14 protein-coding genes are annotated in these 17,802 nt (G+C 60.9%); 7 read left to right on the top strand and 7 right to left on the bottom strand.

What is annotated here, in order from left to right; genetic code table 11:
* Positions 1-290: 290 nt before the first annotated feature.
* Together J2W17_RS20040 and hrpB are read right to left on the bottom strand one after the other, a co-directional pair.
* Positions 291-1,310, bottom strand: coding sequence for a hypothetical protein (locus J2W17_RS20040; RefSeq protein WP_307338090.1), 1,020 nt, complete (start codon positions 1,308-1,310; stop codon positions 291-293).
* Between the two features lie 156 nt (positions 1,311-1,466).
* Positions 1,467-3,989, bottom strand: a complete 2,523-nt coding sequence (gene hrpB, locus J2W17_RS20035) for an ATP-dependent helicase HrpB (RefSeq protein ID WP_307338086.1) — start codon at positions 3,987-3,989, stop codon at positions 1,467-1,469.
* Positions 3,990-4,099: 110 nt separating this feature from the next.
* On the opposite strand from hrpB, the gene J2W17_RS20030 reads away from it, so the two are divergent.
* Together J2W17_RS20030 and J2W17_RS20025 are read left to right on the top strand one after the other, a co-directional pair.
* Positions 4,100-4,519 carry a hypothetical protein gene (locus J2W17_RS20030; protein ID WP_064675741.1) on the top strand — a complete coding sequence of 140 codons (420 nt, stop codon included), beginning with the start codon at positions 4,100-4,102 and terminating at the stop codon, positions 4,517-4,519.
* A 30-nt stretch (positions 4,520-4,549) separates the two neighbouring features.
* Positions 4,550-5,446, top strand: coding sequence for a cation diffusion facilitator family transporter (locus J2W17_RS20025; RefSeq protein WP_307338081.1), 897 nt, complete (start codon positions 4,550-4,552; stop codon positions 5,444-5,446).
* Here the strand turns inward: J2W17_RS20025 and J2W17_RS20020 are convergent.
* Positions 5,440-6,462: a DUF6515 family protein gene (locus J2W17_RS20020; RefSeq protein ID WP_307338078.1), complete on the bottom strand. Its 1,023-nt coding sequence runs from the start codon at positions 6,460-6,462 to the stop codon at positions 5,440-5,442. The genes J2W17_RS20025 and J2W17_RS20020 overlap by 7 nt on opposite strands.
* A 594-nt stretch (positions 6,463-7,056) precedes the next feature.
* Between J2W17_RS20020 and J2W17_RS20015 the strand changes: the two genes are divergently transcribed.
* Both J2W17_RS20015 and J2W17_RS20010 read left to right on the top strand, forming a co-directional pair.
* Positions 7,057-7,536, top strand: a complete 480-nt coding sequence (locus tag J2W17_RS20015; protein WP_007937367.1) for an Lrp/AsnC family transcriptional regulator — start codon at positions 7,057-7,059, stop codon at positions 7,534-7,536.
* 306 nt (positions 7,537-7,842) lie between these two features.
* Positions 7,843-8,052 (top strand): DUF2788 domain-containing protein, encoded by a 210-nt coding sequence (locus J2W17_RS20010; protein WP_064675738.1) that lies wholly within the window; start codon positions 7,843-7,845, stop codon positions 8,050-8,052.
* Here the strand turns inward: J2W17_RS20010 and J2W17_RS20005 are convergent.
* The 4 genes from J2W17_RS20005 to J2W17_RS19990 form a co-directional block, all read right to left on the bottom strand.
* On the bottom strand, positions 8,044-8,688 hold the full coding sequence (locus tag J2W17_RS20005; protein ID WP_307338074.1) for a pseudouridine synthase: 645 nt from the start codon (positions 8,686-8,688) through the stop codon (positions 8,044-8,046). The genes J2W17_RS20010 and J2W17_RS20005 overlap by 9 nt on opposite strands.
* A 75-nt stretch (positions 8,689-8,763) precedes the next feature.
* Positions 8,764-10,263 (bottom strand): AMP nucleosidase, encoded by a 1,500-nt coding sequence (gene amn, locus J2W17_RS20000; RefSeq protein ID WP_178114332.1) that lies wholly within the window; start codon positions 10,261-10,263, stop codon positions 8,764-8,766.
* A 208-nt stretch (positions 10,264-10,471) separates the two neighbouring features.
* Positions 10,472-12,121: an acyl-CoA dehydrogenase family protein gene (locus tag J2W17_RS19995; protein WP_307338068.1), complete on the bottom strand. Its 1,650-nt coding sequence runs from the start codon at positions 12,119-12,121 to the stop codon at positions 10,472-10,474.
* 75 nt (positions 12,122-12,196) lie between these two features.
* Positions 12,197-14,581, bottom strand: coding sequence for a hybrid sensor histidine kinase/response regulator (locus J2W17_RS19990; RefSeq protein ID WP_307338065.1), 2,385 nt, complete (start codon positions 14,579-14,581; stop codon positions 12,197-12,199).
* A gap of 301 nt (positions 14,582-14,882) precedes the next feature.
* Between J2W17_RS19990 and J2W17_RS19985 the strand changes: the two genes are divergently transcribed.
* From J2W17_RS19985 to hemL, 3 genes are read left to right on the top strand one after another with little or no spacing between them, the layout of a single operon-like run.
* A complete protein-coding gene (locus J2W17_RS19985) occupies positions 14,883-15,680 on the top strand; it encodes a hydroxymethylpyrimidine/phosphomethylpyrimidine kinase (protein WP_307338062.1) in 798 nt (265 codons plus the stop codon).
* A 32-nt stretch (positions 15,681-15,712) separates the two neighbouring features.
* Positions 15,713-16,336, top strand: a complete 624-nt coding sequence (gene thiE / locus J2W17_RS19980) for a thiamine phosphate synthase (RefSeq protein WP_307338059.1) — start codon at positions 15,713-15,715, stop codon at positions 16,334-16,336.
* A 17-nt stretch (positions 16,337-16,353) separates the two neighbouring features.
* Positions 16,354-17,637 (top strand): glutamate-1-semialdehyde 2,1-aminomutase, encoded by a 1,284-nt coding sequence (hemL, locus tag J2W17_RS19975; RefSeq protein ID WP_307338056.1) that lies wholly within the window; start codon positions 16,354-16,356, stop codon positions 17,635-17,637.
* Positions 17,638-17,802: the final 165 nt, after the last annotated feature.

Genomic DNA, 17,802 nt, shown 5'->3' with positions numbered 1-17,802 from the left:
TTCTGGCGTACCCGTAGGCAACGGCGCAAGGTCTTGTAGCTTGCAGGAAGTATCCTTAAACACCTTTAAACACACGCCCTCTGCAGGTAAATCCTGTGGGAGCGAGCCTGAACGACAGGCACAAAAAAACCGCCTTTGGGGGCGGTTTTTTTGAACATGTTACTTTCACAGGAGACGGTTTTAGCCGTGTCGCCGAGGTGGAGTCCTGCACTCTTAGCTCGACCATGTGGAGTAATCTTAGGGAAGTCGTGGCACAGGTGTCAACCTGAATCGGTTGACAAAACCTTTCCTTACGCTTCTGCCATCACTCCTGCGTCCAGCTCCCGCTGGATATCGAGATCTTGGTCAAAGTCCAGCTCCCACTCCGACGCCCACCGTTTTGCCATGTTCTCGACTGTCTTCAGCGCTGCCAGGGCAGCACGAGATCTCTCGAGCTCTCGATTGAGACGTTCAACATCCTGTTGGAGCTGATCGGTCTTGATTTTTTCCTGAAGGAACTGGTTGTGAGGCACATGGTTAGTGACGCCCACCGCGTGCATCAGTGCTGCTTTGAGAAGCTTTTCCTCGCCTCTCGCAAGCTTGACTGTGTAACGCACGTTCCGCGTAGGGATACTCGTGCCGAAGCTCACAGGCGGCAACAGACGCTGGATCGACACAGCCTCCGTCCTGCCACACAACACGTAGCTGGACTTACCGCTAAATTTATAGCGCGGCATCCGATCCAAAGTGGCCTGTGATATTTGGAAGATCGATTTGTCACCTGGCGGCGGAGCGACGGATGTCACGGGAGCAACCTGAACCAGATTGCTCGACACCACTTTCACTACGACAGCCAATCGACGCTTGTACATCTCTCCGGCCAGGAGGGTATCGCTGTATCGCTTGTTGGTCTTCGTGCTCGCATCCGTCCGACCCGTGTGCTGAACGAAGCCGTAATCGACCTCGACCAAAGTGCCAGGCCACAACAGCCTATTCAACGTCTGGTTCTTGTCCTTCTTCAGCGTCTGGTAGAGGAACACCTCGTTGGAAACATCGACAGACTTGAGGAAGATCGTGAAAACAGCCGGCTCGGAGCCAGTAGCCGGCGTACTGGCAACCGACACCAGTTCCCAGCGGTGGCATGGGGAGGTTGAGAAGCACTTGGTGACGAAGACTGGAGGCGGCGTCTTCCCTGTCTTCGCCGTGGGTATGCCAGGGATGAGTGCCTCACGAATACCTTCGTAGGATTCACCTCCAAGCAGTCTGGAAACCTCATTCCCTGACGCCTGATCGATCACGGTCTCGAAGTACCGAACAATGATCGTCTGCATTAAACATCCCGTAGCTGTATGTCTATGGCGTGCCCGGATCCAAGCCACAGTTACCAGACTGCAGAAGAGGGGCCCCTGTCCGCCACCAACGGCGGAGCGGTGCCATCATATTCCACTTTTCGCGATAGGGTGACTGCAGCACAATCCTGAAAAAAATCAGCTCTTTCTTGGCTTGGCTCGGGCCGTGGCCTCGGCAACTAGAGGGTCATCTGGCCAGTAGTGCTTGGGGTATCTCCCTTTGAGATCCTTCTTCACCTCCGCATAGGTACTCCGCCAGAAATTGGCCAGATCCTGAGTGACCTGCACTGGCCTCCGAGCTGGTGACAAGAGATGTAACGTGAGCAACTGCTTGCCTTGAGCAATACGAGGTGTTTCAGACAGGCCAAACAGCTCTTGAAGTCTCACTGCGAGAACAGGAGGGTACTGCGAATAGTCGACACGAATGCTCGAACCGGACGGCACCTGGATCGTCTGCGGTGCTTGGGCTTCCAATTCCTGCGGAAGCGGCCAAGGGAGCAGATTCCTGACTATCGAAGACAGATCCAACTGGCTGAAGTGACTGAGCCTGGTGACCTTGCCCAAGTACGGCGAGAGCCATTCCTCAAGGGTTGCCAGCAGGTTTGCATCGCTCAGATCAGGCCATTTACTGCAGGTCTGGCTATTCTGGATCTCCTGCTGACGAAGCAGCTCCACCCGCGCTTGCCACTGCCGCAGCTCCGGCGTCCACGGCAACAGCTCCAGACCTTTACGTCGCACCAGATTCACCAGCGCCTGGCTGCGAGCGGTTTCATCGAGACCGGTCAGCGGTTCACGGCTGAGGATCAATTCACCGACCTTGCGCTGTCGCTCGGCGCGCAACACGCCTTCGCGCTCGTCCCAATCAAGCTGATCGACGCAACGCACCTGCTCGGCCAGCACCGAATCGAACAGCGCCGGATCGAAATCTGCCGCCAGGTAAATCCGCTCCTCACGCTGGCCCTGACGACTTCCGAGATCGGCGATCACCAGCCACGGTTGCTTCATCAGGCTGTCTGCTTCAGCGAACAATGCGGCGCGACCGTTGGCCAAGCGATACTCGGCGCCGCCAGCACGACGCTGTTGAGCGACGCGGTCGGGATAAGCCAGCGCCAGCAGCGCGCCAAGCCAGCGCGGATGGTCCGGATCGCTGACCGGCTCCGCTGCTTTGCCCCGCAGGTAACCGCGATACTGCCGCGCCAGTTGCCGGGCCCGTTGCACCCCGCCCTGGGCGCCGCGTGCGGCGCGTTCTTCGCCGGACAACAGCGCCAACCGGCTGTGCAGATCCGCCCCGGCGCCGCGCAAGATATCCCGCTCGCCGAGCAGTGCCGCGACATCGCACGCCATGTCCGCCAGGCCGAGTGCCTGACCGCGCAACAGCAAATGCGCGATGCGCGGATGCGCCGGCAGTTCGGCCATGGCCTGGCCGTGACGGGTCAGGGCTTCTCCGTCGAGGGCGCCCAGGCGCTCAAGCAAATCCTGAGCCTGGGCATAAGCGGCGGCCGGCGGCACATCGAGCCACACCAGCTGCCCCGGTGCCACGCCCCAACGACCCAGTTGCAAGGCCAGGCCGGCGAGGTCCGCCGAGAGAATTTCCGCACTGGCATAGGCCGCCAATTGTTCATGCTGATCCTGCGACCACAACCGATAACACACCCCCGGCTCCAACCGCCCTGCCCGGCCGGCGCGTTGCGTGGCGCTGGCACGGGAGATGCGCTGGGTGTCGAGCCGGGTCATGCCGCTGCCGGGATCGAAACGCGGCACCCGCGCCAGCCCGGCATCGATCACCACGCGCACGCCGTCGATGGTCAGGCTGGTCTCGGCGATGTTGGTCGCCAGTACCACCTTGCGTTGGCCTGCGGGGGCGGGATCGATTGCAGCGCGCTGGGCCGCCAGGTCCAGTTCACCGTGCAATGGGCAGAGCAACACCTGCGTGCTCTCACCCAGCGCATCGGCCAGTTGCTGATGCACTCGACGGATTTCCGCCTGGCCCGGCAGAAACACCAGCACACTGCCGGTTTCATCGTTCAAGGCATCGAGAATGGTTTGCACCAGGCGTGGCTCGATGAATTCACCGGGCTGGAACGGCCGCCCCCAGCGCATCGCCACCGGGTACATGCGGCCTTCGCTGCGCAGGATCGGCGCGTCATCGAGCAGTCCGGCCAGGCGTTCGCCTTCCAGGGTGGCCGACATCAAGAGGATCTTCAGCGGCTGATCGTCGCGAAACAATTCCCGGCCATTCAGGCTCAGGGCCAACGCCAGATCGGCATCGAGACTGCGCTCGTGGAATTCGTCGAAGATCAGCAAGCCCACGCCTTCAAGCGCCGGATCGTCTTGCAAACGGCGGGTCAGAATGCCTTCAGTGACCACTTCAATGCGGGTCTTGGGCCCGACTTTGCTGTCCAGCCGAATACGATAACCGACGGTTTCACCGACTTTCTCACCCAGCTCACTGGCCAGCCGCTCCGCCGCCGCCCGCGCGGCCAACCGACGCGGTTCGAGCATCAGGATGGTCTGCCCGGCCAGCCAGGGCTCGTTGAGCAAGGCCAGGGGCACGCGGGTGGTCTTACCGGCACCGGGCGGTGCTTCGAGCACGGCTTCGTGGCGTGTAGCCAAGGCTTCACGCAGGGCGGGTAAAACTTCATCGATCGGCAAAGAAATCATGCTGGCTCCCAAACAGAGGGCCGAGTATAACGGCGAACTGCCCGGCGTTTATCAGGGTCCTAATTCATATAGGCGCCTTTTCGTTGTGTAATTACCCAGGAGATTTCCTTATGCGTGCTCCCTTTCGCTTGATTGGCGGTGTACTGATCGCGACGTTGCTGACCCAGGTCACCGCCTGCGGTTCGATTTTCTACCCTGACCGTCGTGGCCAGATCGACGGCAAGATCGACCCGGCCATCGCCGCGCTGGATGCCGTGGGCCTGCTGTTCTACATCATCCCCGGCCTGATCGCCTTTGCCGTTGACTTCGCCACCGGCGCGATTTATTTCGAGCCAGGCAAGACCGCCCAAGTGGCCCCGGAAAAACTCCAGGAAGCCATCGGTGCCGACGGCAAGGTCGATAACCACAAGTTGCAGACCATTCTCGAAACCGAACTGGGCCGCAGCTTCCCGCTGGACGACCCGCGTCTGATCCAGCACAAGGGCAGCGCGCAGCAATTGGCGATGTTCGGCCTGCAACCCGCCGCGTAAATTCGCGCATTGAAAGGACACGCCGCACCTATGATCTCCAGCTCCGAACACGCCCGCCTGCTAAGGCTGGCGACCCGTGCCTCGGTGGCGGTGGCCTGTACGTTGATGGTCGCCAAGGCCATCGCCTGGTGGTTGAGCGGTTCAGTGAGCATGCTCGCCGGGCTGACCGACTCGGCACTTGACGGTGTCACTTCGTTGCTCAATCTGCTGGCCGTGCACTACGCCTTGCGACCCGCCGATGAGGATCATCGATACGGGCATGGCAAGGCCGAGTCGCTGGCGGGGATGGCACAGGCGCTGTTCATCGGCGGTAGCGCGGTGCTGATTGCCTTGCAGGCCGTCGACCGCTTGAAACATCCGGAACCGGTGGGCGCGCCGTGGATCAGCATCGGGGTTATCGTGTTTTCCCTGGCGCTGACCCTGGCGCTGCTGATGCTGCAACATCGGGTGGTCAAGGCCACCGGTTCCAACGCGGTGCGTGCCGACTCCCTGCATTACCGCTCTGACCTGTTGCTCAACGGCAGCATTCTGGTGGCATTGGTGCTGGCCGGGTTTGGCTGGCATCAGGTTGACCCCTGGTTCGGCCTGGGTATCGCCGCCTACATTTTCTGGAGCGCGGTCAAGATCGCCCGGGAAAGTTTTACAGTGCTGATGGATGAGGAACTGCCGCCGGATGTCAGCCAGCACATGCTCGAACTGGCTTGCAGCGTGCCGGGTGTTTTGGGTGCGCATGACCTGCGCACACGAGTGTCCGGTAACCAGTGGTTTGTACAATTGCATCTGGAATTGCCGGGCGAGTTGACACTGTCAGTCGCCCACGGCATCAGTGATCAAGCCGCCGATGCAATTCACGCGGCTTATCCGCGAGCCGAAGTGCTGGTGCACGCCGACCCGCAGGAAGTGGTGCTGACAGCCAGGGCTCAGTAATTGACCTGATAACCGCGGCTGCTGAGGCAATTGCCTTGTGCCTGGCGGTAGTCTTGCACCACCGAAGGGTCCGGTTGGTAGGTGGCCGTCCGGGGATTGAAGCCACTTTGCTGCACCGCGTATTGGTAGCACTCGTAACCGTCCTGGTTGACCTGTTCCGGCGACTGGCCGTTGGCGGGATAGGCCTCCACGTCGTAACCATTGCTGACCGGTTGCGGTTGCGGCTGCACAGGTGGTTCGACCACCACGTAATCCTGGGTGGTTTCCTGATAGGCGTAGTAGGAACCGGCCGCCAAAAACAGCAGCGCACCGCCGATCCACACTTCACGGGCGTAATCGGGCAGGTAGCTGACACGAATGCCGCGCGGCGGTTGCACCACGACATAACGCGGCCCCTGCGGGCGATACCAATAGCCACCGGAATAGTAATAGTCCCGACCACCATAAGGCACCCGGTAGTCGCGGTCCGGGAAGCGTTCGACCACATGACCAGGGCGATATTGCGGACCCGGGCCCCAGCCGTTGCCATGTCCGTCCGGCCGGCCGGGCCAGCGACGTTCATCGGGGCGCGGAGCGTTATTTTGCCAATGCGGGTTGTTGTCGTTGTACCGCGGAGCACCCTGATAGTAGCCGCGCTGCGGTTGCCGGGTCTGGTGCACGCTGTCGGGCCGGCCCTGGATCGGCAGGTCATTGGCCGGTAGCTGCGGCGGCGGTGGTGGCGGCCGCACCGGGCTGTTGTAGTCGGGCGGCTGACGGTTTGTTCGATTCTGGCCGTTGTGCTCGAACTGACGACTGTTGTCGCCTCGAATGATGTCGCTGCTTTGCCCACGCGGCTGATTCTGTTGCTGATTAGGCTGATTGTTGCCGACCCGGCCCTGATTGTTGCCCTGATGGCCGTCCGAACCCCGTTGCCCGCCGTCGGGACCACGGTTTTGCGGCTCATCGGCCAGCGATTGCGCGGTAACACTGACACACAGCAAACCAACCCCGGCCAAACGCCAGATGCGCGACTTCATGCTTTTCCTCACTGCGGGTCAGGGCCTGTACATGAGACTGGGAAAGCAGCGGCCGGTTCTGCGACAGGTTATCAGTCACGCGACTTATTTGCTGGCTTGCTGGCTTGCTGGTGAGGGTACCTTGGGAATTTGTATTGATCTTTAGGGCGCTTTTCGCTGCGGTGCGGCGGGGGTAGTTATTTCATTAGGGGGGCACGATCTTGTGGTGACTGGTCTGACGCCTTCGCTGGTAAGCCAGCTCCTACAGGGGGGAGGGACGGAAGGTAAATGGCACGCAAAAGAAAAGGGAGACCCGTCGGCCTCCCCTTGAGAACTTCGTCCGTGCTCGACGCTTTTGACGTCGGCTCACCTCACGCCGTCTTCTGGACAGTGTGCAGCTCGGGGGCCGGCTCATCCCCTGTGGGGGTGGCGACCGCGGCTGGCCTGATTGGGCGAGCCGCTGTGGACTGTTTGTCCGAGCAGTGATTCTGGTAATAATAATAGGCTGGAGGCCTTGGCAGATGATTGCGAAGATTGCTCAAATAAACATGTCTTGCGCAATTTTTAACCCTGGATAGATAATCTGCCGCAATTGATATGACAAAGGCCTGATTGATGAGCAAACTCGACCGATACGACCTGAGCATTTTGGCGGAATTGCAGCGCGACGCGCGCATTTCCAACCAGGAGCTGGCCGAACGCATCGGCCTGTCACCCTCGCCTTGCTCGCGCCGGGTCAAGCAACTGGAAGACGACGGCTATATCTCCCGTCAGGTGGCGCTGCTGGACCGAAAAATGCTCGGCCTGAGCCTGACGGCTTATGTACTGATCGGCATGGACCGGCATACGCCGGAGCGGTTCGAGAATTTCGAAGCAGCGATCCGGACGTTGCCTCAGGTGCTGGAGTGCAGCCTGGTGACGGGGATGGATGCGGACTACCAGCTCAAGGTGGTGGTGCCGGATATGGATCACTATCAGAAACTGCTGCTGGGGCATCTGACGCGGATTGAAGGGGTGACCAGTGTGCGCTCGAGTTTTGTGTTGAATCAGGTGCTCAATAGTACGGAATTACCTTTGACTCATCTGCGTAGCTGAGGACGCCATCGCGGGCAAGCTCGCTCCCACAGGTTCTGTATCGTTCACGATATTGTGATCGGCACTGAACCCTGTGGGAGAGAGCTTGCTCCGGGCGGCGTTCCGACGATGGTCGTCAACGATAACGCTGTGGACCTGACACCCCACGGCGTTCTCAGGTTGTTCGCGAGCAAGCTCGCTCCTACAGCGAAGGGGCCGGCAAAGGCGACGAATAGCTGCGACACACTGCCGCAGGTCAATCCACCACCCCTCCCCCATGTCGTATACTCCAGCGCCTTTTAGCCCCGCCCGCACTGGAGATGTCCAATGGATCCTGCAGTATTCGAAGAGTGGATGATGACCGGACTGGTCAGCATCCTGATCATTTTCATGGGTTTCATCGTCTGGGATCTGGCGAAAAAATCCAAGGCCGGACGCTTTGGCTCGTTCATCCTGTTCTTTGTGCTTGGCCTGGGCGTGGCCGCGTTCGTGATCAAAAGCGTGGTCATCGGCCTGATCGAATCCGGCTCAATTTAAACGCGCCGGCACTTCCTTCCACTGGCCCTGATCGAGCCCTTCGATCGACCAGTCGCCGATCCTGACCCGCACCAGGCGCAACGTCGGCAAGCCGACCGCCGCTGTCATGCGGCGTACCTGACGGTTGCGCCCCTCGCGTATCACCAGCTCAATCCAGCTGGTGGGCACGCTCTTGCGAAAGCGTACCGGCGGATTGCGCGGCCATAACTGCGGCTCTTCCAGCTGCCGCGCTTCAGCGGGCAAGGTCATGCCGTCGTTCAACTCGACGCCGTCGCGCAAACGCTGCAACTGCCCGGCGCTTGGCTCGCCTTCCACCTGCACCCAATAGGTCTTGGCCAGCTTGTGTTTCGGGTCGGCGATCCGCGCCTGCAGCTGTCCGTCGTTGGTCAGTAACAACAGGCCTTCGCTGTCGCGGTCCAGCCGCCCTGCGGGGTAGATCCCGGGAATCTCGATGAAATCCTTGAGCGTTGCCCGCCCCTCGCCGTCGCTGAATTGCGTCAGCACATCAAACGGCTTGTTGAACAGAATCAGCTTCGGTTCGGCCGGCGGCACCTTGGCGACACGGCGCGGGGCTGATGGAGATGGCGTGGGTTTCACGCCAGGGCGACGGGAAACGGGACGAGGCGGACGGGACATGGCGAAGTGAACATCTAACGGTCAGGGCTGCTAATGCTAGTGCCCTGACCGCCAAATGACCATGACAACGCGCTATCAGCGGAACGGCGGCTCGTCGAAGCTGCGCAATTTGCGCGAATGCAGCGAGTTGAGCTCGGTGCGCAACAGATCCACCGCCTCGATGCCGATCTTCAGGTGCTGGCTGACCGCACGTTCATAGAAGGCGTTAGCCGAACCCGGTAGCTTGATTTCGCTGTGCAGCGGTTTGTCGGACACGCAGAGCAACGTGCCGTATGGCACCCGCAAGCGATAACCCTGGGCCGCAATGGTGCCGCTTTCCATGTCCACCGCCACGGCGCGGGACAGGTTGATCAGCGGCCGTTCCTGCGCCCAGCGCAATTCCCAGTTGCGGTCGTCATAGGTGAGGACGGTGCCGGTGCGCAGGCGTTTCTTCAGCTCGTCGCCCTTCTCGCCCGTGATATTCGCCGCGGCTTGCTGCAAGGCCATCTGCACTTCGGCGAGGGCCGGAATCGGAATGTTCGGCGGCACCACACGGTCCAGAATCCCGTCACGGCGCATGTAGGCGTGAGCCAGCACGTAGTCGCCAATGGTCTGGGACTGACGCAAGCCGCCGCAGTGACCGATCATCAGCCAGCAATGCGGGCGCAATACGGCCAGGTGGTCGGTGATGTTCTTGGCGTTGGACGGGCCTACGCCGATGTTCACCAGGGTCACGCCGTGGCCATCGCTGGCGATCAGGTGGTAGGCCGGCATCTGGTAACGGTGCCAGACCACACCCGCGGCAATCGCCGAGGCTTCGCCGTGGTCCATGCTCTTTTCGATGATCACGTTGCCCGGCAAGACCATGCGCACGAAACGCGGATCACTGCGCAGCTGCTCCAGGCCATGGACGATGAACTGGTCGACGTAGCGGTGGTAGTTGGTCAGCAGAATCCACGGCTGTACATGACGCCAGTCGCTGCCAGTGTAATGCACCAGGCGACGCAGGGAGAAATCCACCCGCGCGGCATCGAACAGCGCCAGCGGCAGCGGGTCGGTGTTTTCCCAGTCGTACAGGCCATCGGCGATGCCGTCGGTCGCGGCCGACAGGTCGGTGCTGGGGAAGACCCGCGCCAGCACGGCGGCAGTGACGCCGGAGCCGGCCAACTCATCGCCCTGCTCGACCACGTAGGGATAAGGAATGTTCTGTTGGCTGACGCCGACTTCCACGGTCACGGTGAAGTCGTGCATCAGGGGCACGAGTTGTTCCAGCAGGTATTTGCGGAAAGCGGCCGGGTGGGTGACGGTGACGCTGTAGGTGCCGGGCAACTGAACCTTGGCATAAGCGCGCGTGGTCTGCGGGACTTCGCCCTGGCAGTGGTAGGTCAGACGCAGCTCGGGATAACGAAACATTGCACGCTGTTCGGCGTCCGGTTCGACTCGATCCTTGAGGTAACGCTTGAGCGCCTGGTTGAGCGCGGTGGTTGCACGATTGTGCAAGAGCGCAAGCCGATCCACGGCTTGCTCGGCGGTTTGAACGACAATAAAAGCTTCGGTCACGATCAGCATCCTGTGTTCTGACTTGCAGAGCTTCATCTTGCCTGTATCGCTGCCGGACGGAAACAGTGGCGTGTTGGCTACACATCAATCCTGAGACACAGAAATCCACTGTGGGAGCGAGCCTGCTCGCGAAAGCGGTCTGCCGGTCACATTGATGGCGGATGTGCTACCGCATTCGCGAGCAGGCTCGCTCCCACATTGGCTCAGTGCTCAATATGGGTTCCTTGTCGTTTACGGAATCAGGTCAGAAGCCTTGCGGAGTCGACCGCGCCACAATCGCTTCCACATCCAGCCCTCGTGGCAACGCGCCATACACCCGCCCCGCCGACCCCAGGCGGCTGGCGATGAAGGCGTCGCTTACCGCTGCATTACCCGCCTCCAGCAACAGCCTGGCCTGAAGCCCCAGCGCGATATCTTCGGTCAACTGCCGGGCGCGGTACTGAATGTCATCGGTGTCCTTGAACGCAGCCTGCAATTGGCTGATATGCGCGGCCAGGCGTTTATCGCCATGGCCATCACCCAATTCGCTGAACAACACATCAAGCACACCCGGTTCCTTGGACAACGCGCGCAGCACATCGAGGCACTGCACGTTGCCGGAGCCTTCCCACGTCGAGTTGACCGGCGCCTCGCGGTACAACCGCGGCAGGATGCTGTCTTCGACATAACCGGCGCCACCCATGCATTCGGCGGCTTCATTGATCATGGCGGGCGCGCGCTTGCAGATCCAGTACTTGCCCACCGCCGTGACCAGCCGGGCGAATTTCGCCTCATGGCTGTCATCCAGATGATCCAGCGCCCGGCCCATGCGCAGGCTCAAGGCCAAGGCGGCCTCGCTTTCCAGCGCCAGGTCGGCCAATACGTTCTGCATCAAAGGCTGTTCGCTGAGCAGCTTGCCACCTACCCGGCGATGAGCGCAGTGATGGCTGGCCTGGGTCAACGCCTGGCGCATCAAGGCGCTGGAGCCGACCATGCAATCGAACCGGGTCATGGCGACCATTTCGATGATGGTGGGGACCCCTCGACCTTCTTCGCCGACCATCCAGGCCAGGGCACCACGGAACTCAACTTCGCTGGAGGCGTTGGAGCAATTGCCCAGCTTGTTCTTCAGACGCTGGATGTAAAACTGGTTGCGTGTGTCGTCCGGGCGATGGCGCGGCAGCAGGAAACAGGTCAAACCCTTGTCAGTCTGGGCGAGCGTCAGGAAGGCATCGCACATCGGTGCCGAACAGAACCACTTGTGGCCCACCAGTTCATAGGCCTGGCCCGGCCCGCTGGCACCGACCGGATAGGCCTTGGTGGTATTGGCCCGCACATCGGTGCCGCCCTGCTTCTCGGTCATCGCCATGCCGATGGTGACCCCAGCCTTGTGGGCCATGCCGACATTACGCGGGTCGTACTCGGTAGAAAGGATTTTCGGCAACCACTGCCCGGCCAGATCCGGTTGCAGACGCATCGCCGGGACACTGGCAAACGTCATGGTCAACGGGCAGCCACTGCCGGCTTCGGCCTGGCTGTGCAGATACGTCATGGCGGCGCGGGCGACATGGGCGCCGGACTGCGGATGCGCCCAGGGCAATGAGGTCAAGCCGTGCTCGACCGCCGTGCGCATCAGTTGATGATACGCCGGGTGAAATTCCACCAGATCGATGCGGTGCCCGTAACGGTCGTGACTGCTGAACACCGGTTTGTTCTCATTGGCCAGGAAGCCCGCTTCCATCAGTGGCCCGCCGGCCAGTGCGCCGTAAGCGTCGATCCGCGACTCTGCCCAACCGGCGCCAAAACGCCGCGACCACTCCTGCAGGGGCAGGTCGATGCGATACAGGTTGGTGCCGTCCAGCGAGGGTGGCTGGTTGGTGACTTCGTGGGTTTCGGCGAACTGATGCAGGTTCATGACGGGGCTCCTTTGGTCAGCCAAGGGATTTTCAGTTAAGCACCGCCCCACGGCTGATCAAAGTGTCATATCCGCCTAAATATCGGCGCTTTCGCCTTGCTGCGGACACAATACTCGGCGATAGAGCGCGGCTTGCAGGTCTTCGAACTTCACCGGTTTGCTCAGATAATCGATCGCAGCGCCGTTCGGGCAACGTTCCCGATCTGCGCCCAGGGCAACCACGAATACCGGCAGTTCGGCGCAACCGGACACTGTACGGATCCGGCAGTGCACGGACAGGCCATCCAGTAACGGCAACTGACTATCGAGCAATACGGCGTCAAAGGCTTCCCCCTGCAACTGATCGAGCGCAACGCTACTGTTGTCGGCCGTGCGCACCCTGAATCCCAACTTCAGCAACATGCCTCGCATCACCAGTTGATTGAGGCTGTTGTCATCGATCAGCAGCACGGTGCAGTCCTGGGGCAGTCGCAGGCGAGGGAGTGACCGAGCCATCGAAGGCGCTGATGACCGCTCCACCACGGGCAGTTCGAATTCGACGTCGAGCTGAAAGCGGCTGCCACGGCCGGGCTCGGAGCAGTGAGTCAAGCGCCCGCCCAGCAATTCGATCAGTTGCCGACAGATCGCCAGGCCGATGCCCAGGCCACCGTATTCACGGGTCATTGAACCGTCGAGCTGGAAAAACCGCTGATACAGGGTCGCCTCCCCCAAGTCTGTGAAACCGATGCCGGTGTCGATGACCGCAAAGGATAACGCCAGGCGGTCAGCTCCCACGGGCTTACCCGTCACCCGCAGCGCCACTGCGCCGATCCGCGTGAATTTGATGGCGTTATCCAACAGACATTCCAGGCATTGCGTCAATCTGGCACCGTCACCGTGCAGACGGTCCGGCAGCCCCGGCACCACATCGACCTTGAAATCCAGCGATTTGCCCGAGGCATTGCCCTCGAATTGCACTCGCAAGGCGTCGACCACACCGCGCAGACTGAAGGTGGCTGCAACCGCCTTGAGCTTGCCGGCCTGCAGTTCGGTCAGGGTCAGGATGCCATTGACCATGCGCATCATCTCCCGCGCCGAGCCCGCCGCCGTTTGCTGGTATTGCTCCAGCTCGGCGTCCATCTCGACGGTTTCCATCAACTCCAGCGATCCGATCACACCGTTCATGGGGGTGCGCAGTTCGTGGGTCAGGGTCGCCAGGAATTCATCCTTGAGCTTGTTGCTGTGCGCCAGTTGCTGGTTCAGTACTTCGAGCAACTGCCCGGCATCAAACAACGTCTGCGCCTGCTGCTCGCGCAGGGCATTGATGCGGTCAGCCAGGGCCAGTGACAACAGCGCCACCTCAATCGCCGCGCCGATCTGGCTGGCATACATGGTCAGGAACACGTTCGGCAGATACCCCAATACCATCAGCGTATTGATGATGCCCCCGAGCAAAAACGCCGACCAGGCGATGATGAAGTACCGCGCCACTCGCAGGCCACGCAACCAGGCGAAAATTGCCGCGGCAAAAATCACCAGGGTGAATGTCAGCGCCAGGGCCGTTGCCAGGCGCAGGGCCAGGGCATAACTGGCCAGCAACGATAACCCGACCACCACCGCGCCGAACGCAATCAGCGCCACCAGCAAGCGATCGAGCCAGCGACTGCAGGTCGCGGTCTGCAGGAAGCTGCGGGCGAACTGGCTGCCGAACAGCCCGGAACAACCGATGAAGAAGGGCGTCGCCGCGTTGGCCCACCAGGGATTGTTCGGCCAGAAATACTCCACCGCCGCGCCGTTCACCGACAGTTGGTACACGCCGAACGAAGCAATATAGAAGATGTAATAGAGGTAACTGGTGTCACGTACGCTGAGGTAGATGAACAGGTTGTAGACCAGCATCCCAAGTAAAACACCATAGATCACACCCAGCACATAAAGGCGCACCGGCTGGTCTTCGAGGTAAGCGGTGCTCGACCACAAGGTCACCGGCGCCTGGATCGAGCCTTCGCTTTCCAGGCGTAGATAGACGGTTTGCGATTGATCAGGCGTAAAACCCAGATTGAACAAGTAATTGTTCTGGCGAATCTCGCGACTGTCGAACGGCAAGGCATCGCCGGTCTGCCTGGCCAGGTGGTAGCCCCCGGTGGTATCGGGCACGTACAGGTCAAGGTGATCAAGAGGTGGATAGGCCAGTTCCAGCAGCCAGGTCCGCTGCGCCGCCGGATGGGTCGGGCGGTAATGCAGGTCGATTTTCAGCCAGAATGCCGAACGGGAATAACCGGCGTTGAGGGTGTCTTTATCGTGGGATTTGAAATGCCCGGCAGCGGCTTGCGCAAGGACATCGGCAATGCTCGCCTGACCACTTGCATCTTCGAACACTTGCAGGGTTCGGCCCAGGGGAAGGCTTTGGGTGTATTCATCGAACTCGAGGGCGCTCGCCATGAGGGGCAGGCACAACAGCAACATCAGCAAATAGCGCATTTAAGCCCCAGCGTGGCCAGTCCGGTTATCTCAGGAAGCCCCTCATTCCCTTTGAGCAGACGTAAAACCGGTATTGCCTGTATTGGCTTGGATCCACTCTAGCATAGCGGTTGATGGCTATTGAGCACCATGTAAATTTTTCCTGCAAAGGCTCTAGCACGGGCATTCCAACCGCAACCCCCGACTTAGAGCCGTTGCCCCGGCGAGCTTGTGGCCTTGCCTCGAAAGCGCATGGCTGTCCTTGTGCAAGGTTAACCGGACTACACCCGAAAAACGCTGTTTGGTGGTAAGCTCGCGCACCATGAATATCTACAGCTCTCGCCCCGTTGTCCTCTGTCTCTCCGGCCACGACCCAAGTGGTGGCGCCGGCTTGCAGGCAGATATCGAAGCCCTGCTCGCCCAGGGTTGTCATGCGGCCCCGGCCGTCACCGCCCTGACCGTGCAAGACACTGTTAACGTGACGGATTTCCGCGTCCTCGACCGTGAGTGGGTGTTGGCCCAGGCCAATGCCGTGCTCAACGATTCCGAAGTCGCGGCAGTCAAACTGGGCATGCTCGGTTCCCTGGAAATGGTCGACACCGTGGTTGAACTGCTGCAGGCGCATCCGCATTTGCCGATGGTCTGCGACCCGGTGCTGCGCGCCGGCGGCGGCGGACGCCTGGGCAAGGATGAAGTCGGTTACGCCATGCGCGAACGTCTGTTGCCGCTGGCTATCATTGCCACCCCCAACCTTCCCGAAGCGCGCATTCTCGCCGAACTGCCCGAAGGCACTGCGGATCAGTGCGCCGAAAAACTCCTGCCGTACGTCAAGCACCTGCTGATCACCGGCGGTCATGGCGATGAAGACGAAATCCACAATCGTCTGTACAGCCGTGATGGCCGTAGCGAAACCTTTACCTGCCAGCGCCTGCCCGGCAGTTACCACGGTTCCGGTTGCACCCTGGCCAGCGCCCTGGCCGGTCGTCTGGCCCTGGGTGAAAACCTCGCCAGCGCCGTGAAAACCGCGCTTGACTACACTTGGCGTACCCTGCGTGACGCGGAGCAACTGGGCAAAGGTCAATTTGTACCGCGTCGCCTGCCGCTGGATTTCTGTTCGTAACTTTTGATGCGTGAAGCGCAGAGGCTTGTCCGATGAAACTACGTGGCCTTTACGCCATCACCGACAGCCAATTGCTGGCAGGTAAATTTCTGTCGTACGTGGAGGCGGCGCTGGAAGGCGGCGTCACCCTGCTGCAATACCGCGACAAAAGCAGCGACGAGGCCCGCCGCCTGCGCGAGGCCCAGGCCCTGCGCGATCTGTGCGAGCGCTACAAGACCCGGCTGATCATCAATGACGACGCCGAACTGGCCGCACGCCTGAACGTCGGCGTGCACCTGGGCCAGACCGATGGACCGCTGACGCCGGCCCGCGCCCTGCTCGGTCGCCAGGCGATCATTGGTTCGACCTGCCATGGGCAACTCGAGCTCGCCGAGCAAGCAGCGAAGGAAGGCGCCAGTTATGTCGCCTTCGGTCGTTTCTTCAACTCCAACACCAAACCCGGCGCGCCGACCTGCAGCCTCGAATTGCTCGACCAGGCCCGCAGCAAATTGCACTTGCCGATTTGCGCGATTGGCGGCATCACCCTCGACAACGCCGCCCCGTTGGTGGCCCATGGGGTCGACCTGCTGGCGGTGGTCCATGGCCTGTTTGGTGCCCAGAGCACGGCTGAAGTGACCCGCCGCGCCCGCGCCTTTAACGAATTGTTCAAATCCTGATTTTTGAGAGCCCACTCATGTCTCGTTCCGAAACGCTGTTTGCCAATGCCCAGAAACACATTCCCGGTGGCGTGAACTCGCCTGTTCGTGCGTTCAAGAGCGTTGGCGGCACGCCGCTGTTCTTCAAACACGCCGAAGGCGCCTACGTCACCGACGAAGACGACAAGCGTTATGTGGATTACGTCGGCTCCTGGGGCCCGATGATTCTCGGCCACAGCCACCCGGATGTACTGGACGCGGTGCGTAAACAGCTTGAACACGGCCTGTCCTACGGCGCTCCGACCGAGATGGAAACCCAGATGGCCGACCTGGTCTGCTCGATCGTGCCATCGATGGAAATGGTGCGCATGGTCAGTTCCGGTACCGAAGCGACCATGAGCGCCATTCGCCTGGCCCGTGGTTTCACCGGTCGCGACAGCATCATCAAGTTCGAAGGTTGCTACCACGGTCACTCCGACAGCCTGCTGGTCAAGGCCGGCTCCGGCGCGCTGACCCAGGGCGTGCCGAGCTCCGCCGGCGTGCCGGCAGCGTTCGCCAAACACACCCTGACCCTGCCGTTCAACGACATCGACGCCGTTGAAACCATGCTCGCCGAAGTCGGCCAGGACGTGGCCTGCATCATCGTCGAGCCCGTGGCCGGTAACATGAACTGCGTACCGCCCGCACCGGGTTTCCTCGACGGCCTGCGGACCCTGTGCGACAAGCACGGCGTGGTGCTGATTTTCGACGAAGTGATGACCGGCTTCCGTGTTGCCCTCGGCGGCGCCCAGGCCCACTACGGCGTAACGCCAGATCTGAGTACCTTTGGCAAGATCATCGGTGGCGGCATGCCGGTCGGTTGCTTCGGCGGCAAACGCGAAATCATGTCGCACATCGCGCCATTGGGCCCGGTCTATCAGGCAGGCACCTTGTCGGGCAATCCTTTGGCGATGGCGGCCGGCCTGACGACGCTGCGCCTGATCAGCCGTCCTGGCTTCCACGATGAATTGACCGACTACACCAGCCGCCTGCTCGACGGCCTGCAACAGCGCGCCGATGCAGCAGGCATCCCGTTCGTGACCACCCAGGCCGGCGGCATGTTCGGTTTGTATTTCAGCGGCGCCGATGACATCGTGACCTTCGATGACGTGATGTCCAGCGACGCCAATCTGTTCAAGCGCTTCTTCCATCTGATGCTGGAAGGTGGCGTGTACCTGGCGCCGAGTGCTTTCGAAGCCGGTTTCACCTCGATAGCCCATGGCGAGACCGAGCTGAAATTGACGCTGGATGCTGCCGAGCGCGCATTCGCCGCCTTGAAATAACCCGGTGCCGCTGACGTTGGCCATTGCCAGCGTCAGCTTTTTCCTACACTCGCAGCCTTTTTCCTACGTAGCTGCTAATAATCCCCGGCAAAGTGATCGATATATTCCCCGCGCAGCAGAAAAACGAGTAAAGACTTTGTAAGGATGGCCCTGCTTATTTCATAA

Source organism: Pseudomonas lini (genome assembly GCF_030812475.1).
GTDB lineage: Bacteria > Pseudomonadota > Gammaproteobacteria > Pseudomonadales > Pseudomonadaceae > Aquipseudomonas > Aquipseudomonas lini_A.
Note: the sequence above shows the minus strand (reverse complement) of the source record. Positions and strands in the feature narration are given on the sequence as shown.